This window comes from Salegentibacter sp. (assembly GCF_041642575.1).
In the GTDB taxonomy this organism is placed as follows: Bacteria; Bacteroidota; Bacteroidia; order Flavobacteriales; family Flavobacteriaceae; genus Salegentibacter.
Map to the genome: position 1 here is coordinate 1 of NZ_JBEPWD010000095.1, position 4,755 is coordinate 4,755.

5 protein-coding genes and 1 riboswitch are annotated in these 4,755 nt (G+C 37.4%); all 5 genes read left to right on the forward strand.

The annotated features are described in order from the left end of the window. Positions 1 to 105: 105 nt before the first annotated feature. Positions 106 to 215: riboswitch (TPP riboswitch) on the reverse strand. Between the two features lie 542 nt (positions 216 to 757). Further along, positions 758 to 1,363 (forward strand): DNA polymerase ligase N-terminal domain-containing protein, encoded by a 606-nt coding sequence (locus ACESK1_RS11185; RefSeq protein ID WP_372920263.1) that lies wholly within the window; start codon positions 758 to 760, stop codon positions 1,361 to 1,363. Next, positions 1,356 to 2,357, forward strand: coding sequence for a non-homologous end-joining DNA ligase (gene ligD, locus ACESK1_RS11190; RefSeq protein ID WP_372920264.1), 1,002 nt, complete (start codon positions 1,356 to 1,358; stop codon positions 2,355 to 2,357). Before ACESK1_RS11185 ends, ligD (ACESK1_RS11190) begins: the two co-directional genes overlap by 8 nt. An 8-nt stretch (positions 2,358 to 2,365) precedes the next feature. After that, positions 2,366 to 3,289 (forward strand): non-homologous end-joining DNA ligase, encoded by a 924-nt coding sequence (gene ligD / locus ACESK1_RS11195; RefSeq protein ID WP_372920265.1) that lies wholly within the window; start codon positions 2,366 to 2,368, stop codon positions 3,287 to 3,289. Between the two features lie 269 nt (positions 3,290 to 3,558). Beyond that, positions 3,559 to 4,530 carry a ribose-phosphate diphosphokinase gene (locus ACESK1_RS11200; protein WP_372920266.1) on the forward strand — a complete coding sequence of 324 codons (972 nt, stop codon included), beginning with the start codon at positions 3,559 to 3,561 and terminating at the stop codon, positions 4,528 to 4,530. After that, positions 4,523 to 4,755: hypothetical protein (locus ACESK1_RS11205; protein WP_372920267.1), on the forward strand; the 233-nt coding region annotated here is incomplete at its 3' end. The genes ACESK1_RS11200 and ACESK1_RS11205, both read left to right, overlap by 8 nt.

A 4,755-nucleotide genomic window follows, 5' to 3' on the forward strand; every position in this document is an offset into this window, starting at 1 on the left:
CCCAGGGCCTGCAACCAAGTAAGATTTATAAAGAAATCCTCTATCATTGTTTTTACTTTAAGCAATGAAATGAGGTGATGAAACTGAATTGAAGTTACAGGAAGGCAACCTCAGCTTAGAAATCCCTACGCCGGCATTATCCGGATCAGGTATAGAGTAAAAACTCCCGGGTATCATCTCAGCCTGCCTTTTGGCAAGCACCCCATTTTCAATAAGAATCAAAGGTAAGAAAATCCTAACTTAAGGTATTCGATATTAATCATATTATTCCCTTAGAACAGATTACTTTTTCGATCCTGCAACTAAAACTTTACGGAATCCCGTTACGAGGAACTCATGTTATATTTTGAGGGGGTCAACATGACCAGAATATCCTCAGTAGCAAAATTGCATCAGGGTGCACACAAGGAGGATATAATTTCAGTAACAAAGAATCTAGATGTCCTGAAAGATTCTTTAGCTTCAGAATTGAGCAAAAATATCAGACCAGAAATATTCAAAATTTCCATAAGAAAAAGAATAGGTATTTGATTCAGAGTAGAATAAACATTAAATTTAATAGGGGAAATAATAAAACGGAGCATGATTATGCCTGAATTACCGGATGTTGAAAAGTAACCCATTGTAAGATTCAATTCAGACAGTTTTAAAAGAATTCAAGGAGAGCACTTCGTATAAAAATGAGGAATAATTAACGGATTTTCCCACTATTGAATTTTACACTGAAAAATTGAAGTTTTTTTAAATAACCAACAAAATGGAAAACAAGGAATTCTTAAAAGAGTATCATAAAAAAAGAAATTTTGATGTTTCATCTGAACCTTTCGGGAAGAGCAAAAACAAAAAAGATAAGGAGATCTTCGTTATTCAGAAGCATCAGGCAAGCAAGCTTCATTACGATTTCAGGCTGGCAGTGGATGGCATTTTGAAAAGCTGGGCAGTTCCCAAGGGGCCGTCCACAGATCCCGATGAGAAAAGACTCGCAGTTCCCACAGAGGATCATCCTATGGAATATGCCGATTTTGAAGGCAGCATTCCTGAAGACCAATACGGCGGTGGAACGGTGATGTTATGGGATGCCGGGACATATAAGAATATTAGGAAAGATGATAATGGCAAGCTGATCCCTATAAAAGATCAGATTGAAAATGGGCATATCACAATTGAACTTGAGGGCAAGAAATTGAAAGGAGGTTTCTCTTTGATAAGGTTTCAAAAAGGAAAGGACGAAAAATGGTTCTTAAAAAAGGTGGATGATAAGGAAGCAGATGCAAGGAAAAATCCAACGAGTACAGAGAATAAATCGGTTTTAACCGACAGGACCATGAATCAAATAAAAAAAGATTCAGAGAAAAATGGATGATCTACTGAAAAAATTAAGCGACCAGGAAAAAGAAAAGCTCAAAAAAAGGGAGCAGCCGGAATGGACAAATCCAATGCTGGCGAAACTTTCTCATGAAATCTTTTCAGACAAAAACTGGATCTACGAAAGGAAACTGGATGGTGAACGGATCCTTATCTTTAAAAAGGGAAGTAAGATCAGTCTTAAATCCCGAAATAAAAAAGAGTTGAATGAGACTTATCCCGAAATAGTAGAAGCCATAAAAGGCCAGGATGCGGAAAATTTTATAATTGACGGGGAAATAGTTGCATTTGATGGAAAGATCACGAGTTTTTCCAAACTTCAAACCCGGATGCATTTAAAAGGCCCTGAAGAGATAAAAGAAAGTAAAACACGGGTCTACTTTTATGCTTTCGATATTATTTATTATGAGGGTTATGATTTGACAAAACTGGGTCTGATTTATAGAAAAGCGATTTTAAAGGAGACGGTTAAATTTAAAGATCCTGTTAGATTTACCCCACATCGTACTGAAAATGGGATAAAATATCACGAAGAGGCATGTAAAAAGGGCTGGGAGGGATTAATAGGCAAAAAAGCTGATAGTGAATATGTTCACAAAAGATCTTCCAACTGGTTAAAATTAAAATGTGTAAATCAACAGGAATTTGTAATTGGCGGATATACTGACCCCGAAGGGGAACGCAATAGTTTTGGAGCATTGCTTATTGGTTTTTATGAAAACGGAGAGCTTCAATATGCAGGAAAAGTGGGAACCGGTTATGATGATAAAACACTGGAAGACCTACATCAAAAATTATCCAGGATTGAAAAAAAGAATCCTGAATTTGCAGAGAATGAAGATCTTCCTTCAAAAAAAGTCCATTGGGTCACTCCAAAATATGTGGCTGAAATTGGATTCACGGAATGGACAGATACCAATAAACTCCGTCATCCCCGATATTTGGGATTAAGGCGTAGTAAAAAGCCCGGGGAGGTGATAAGAGAAAATTAAGGGAAATTATGGAAGAGAAAGAAAAAAGGAAATTTGGAAAGTATTCTGTTGAAATAAGCAACAGGGATAAAGTATTTTTTCCCAAATCCAAATATACCAAAGAGGATCTTTTAGATTATTATGAAAAAATTTCTGATATAATGATTCCCCATATGAAGGACCGCCCGGTTTCCATGTTGCGGTTTCCGGACGGGATCAATAAAAAGCAATTTTATCAGAAAGATGCGCCTGATTATTTTCCGAATTGGATCGAAGTAAAACAAGTAAAAAAACAAGATGGAGGCACTACAAATTATGTGATCTGCAATGATACCGCTACGTTGGTTTATCTGGCAAACCAGGCTTGCATAACGCCGCATATCTGGTTGAGCAAAAAAGACAAGCTGGATTATCCCGATAGAATGATCTTTGATCTTGATCCCTCCGATGATGATTTTTCAAAGGTAAAATTGGTGGCAGAAAAATTAAAATTTTTTTTGGAGAAGGACCTCAATTTACCTGTTTTTTTGATGACAACAGGTTCCAGGGGTCTACATGTAGTTGTTCCGTTAGAACGAAGCAGTAATTTTGACGAAGTAAGGGATTTTGCACAAATAAGCGCAAAACATCTTGAAGATGAAAATCCAGAAGAAATTACAACTGCCACCCAAATAAACAAACGCAGAAGTAAACTGTACATAGATACCGCTAGAAATGGATTCGCACAAACCAGTGTTGCCCCTTATTCAATCAGGCCAATAGAAGGCGCTCCTGTGGCAACTCCCATAGATTGGGAGGAACTGGAAAACGCTTCCTTAACCCCACAAACCTACAACATCAAAAATATTTTTTTAAGGCTTGGAAAAAAATCCGATCCCTGGAGCGATATTAACAGGCATTCGGTCTCCATAACTTCAGCCAGGGAAAAATTAGCTAAAATTATTAAGCATTAACAGTTTTAAAGTTTTTAAGAAACCACCAGCATTTCTAAAGCAATTTAGCTTTGTCCGTCAGTTAGTTTTTTGGTGTAATGTGCCTGTGTCATTTTAACTTTACTTGACTTATAATTGGCCGGTAAAAGATTAAGTGAAACTCCCTTTTGCCTTGGTACAATGATTTTTCTCATTGTAATTTATATCTAATTGGATTAATTTTAGAAAAAGGGTGTTTTGAATTAATATATATTCTAAGAATACCCTTCCAACTCAAAAGCCAAGAAGATATGTTAGTATTCGCCCTTGAGAATAGCCGGGAATTTGGAGAAAGAATTGCCCAGGAATTAGATATTGACCTTTCAGATCATGAAGTGCGGGAATTTGAAGATGGGGAGCATAAAAGCAGGCCGCTAGAAAATGTAAGGAATCAGGATGTTTTCATTATTCAATCCTTGCATGGTGGGAGACATGGAAGTGTAAACGATATGCTTTGCCGGTTATTGTTTTTTATAGGCGCGGTAAAAGATGCTTCTGCCAAAAGTATAAGTGTGGTTGTGCCGTATTTATGTTATGCCCGAAAAGACCGAAGAACCAAAGCTCGTGATCCAGTTACAATTCGTTATGTGGCTCAATTATTTGAGGCCGTGGGGATAGATAGGATTGTAAATATAGATGTGCATAATCTTCAGGCTTTTCAGAATTCATTCCGGTGCATAACCGAGCACCTGGAGGCAAAAAATATTTTTGCAGGGTACTTCCTGGAAAAACTCAGGGATAAAGAGATTGCCGTAATGTCTCCCGATTTTGGAGGGGTAAAAAGAGCGGATGAATTCAGGAAAGTTTTAGAAAGGCATTCAGAAAAAACCTTGCCTTTAATCATCATGGAAAAAATGCGGAGTAAAGGTATTATAAGCGGGGAAACTATAGTAGGCGATGTAAAAGGGAAAAATGTGATCATAATTGATGATCTCATCGCATCAGGCAGCACCATGCTTAGAGCTGCCCAGGCTTGCCTTAAATTAGGAGCTCATTCAGTTTATGCCGCTGCTACTCATGCTTCATTTTCCAGCCAGGCCAGTGAAATTTTGATTGATGACGCCATTGAGGAAGTTGTCGTTTCAGATTCTATTCCATTGCAATTATCAAATAAGAAATTACAACAAAAAATAAAAGTTTTAGGAGTGGCTCCACTTTTTGCTGAAGCCATTAAAAGAATTCATACCGGCGGTTCACTTGTAGACCTTTTAAAAGATGAGTAAAAAGATAAATACCGGAGCGGGGGACGTAAGTACTTCAAGAAAAGTTGATTTTCTGAAGGAAAGGAATAATTATGAAGAAAATACTGAAAATTTTCAAGTGAAGGATACGCACATGTCTTTTCTTTTTCTTACCGCTCGGCATGTTTATAAAATGAAAAAGCCGGTTAAGTATGGTTTGGCTGATTTCAGGACATTGGAAGCCAGACGCTTCAATTGTATGGAGGA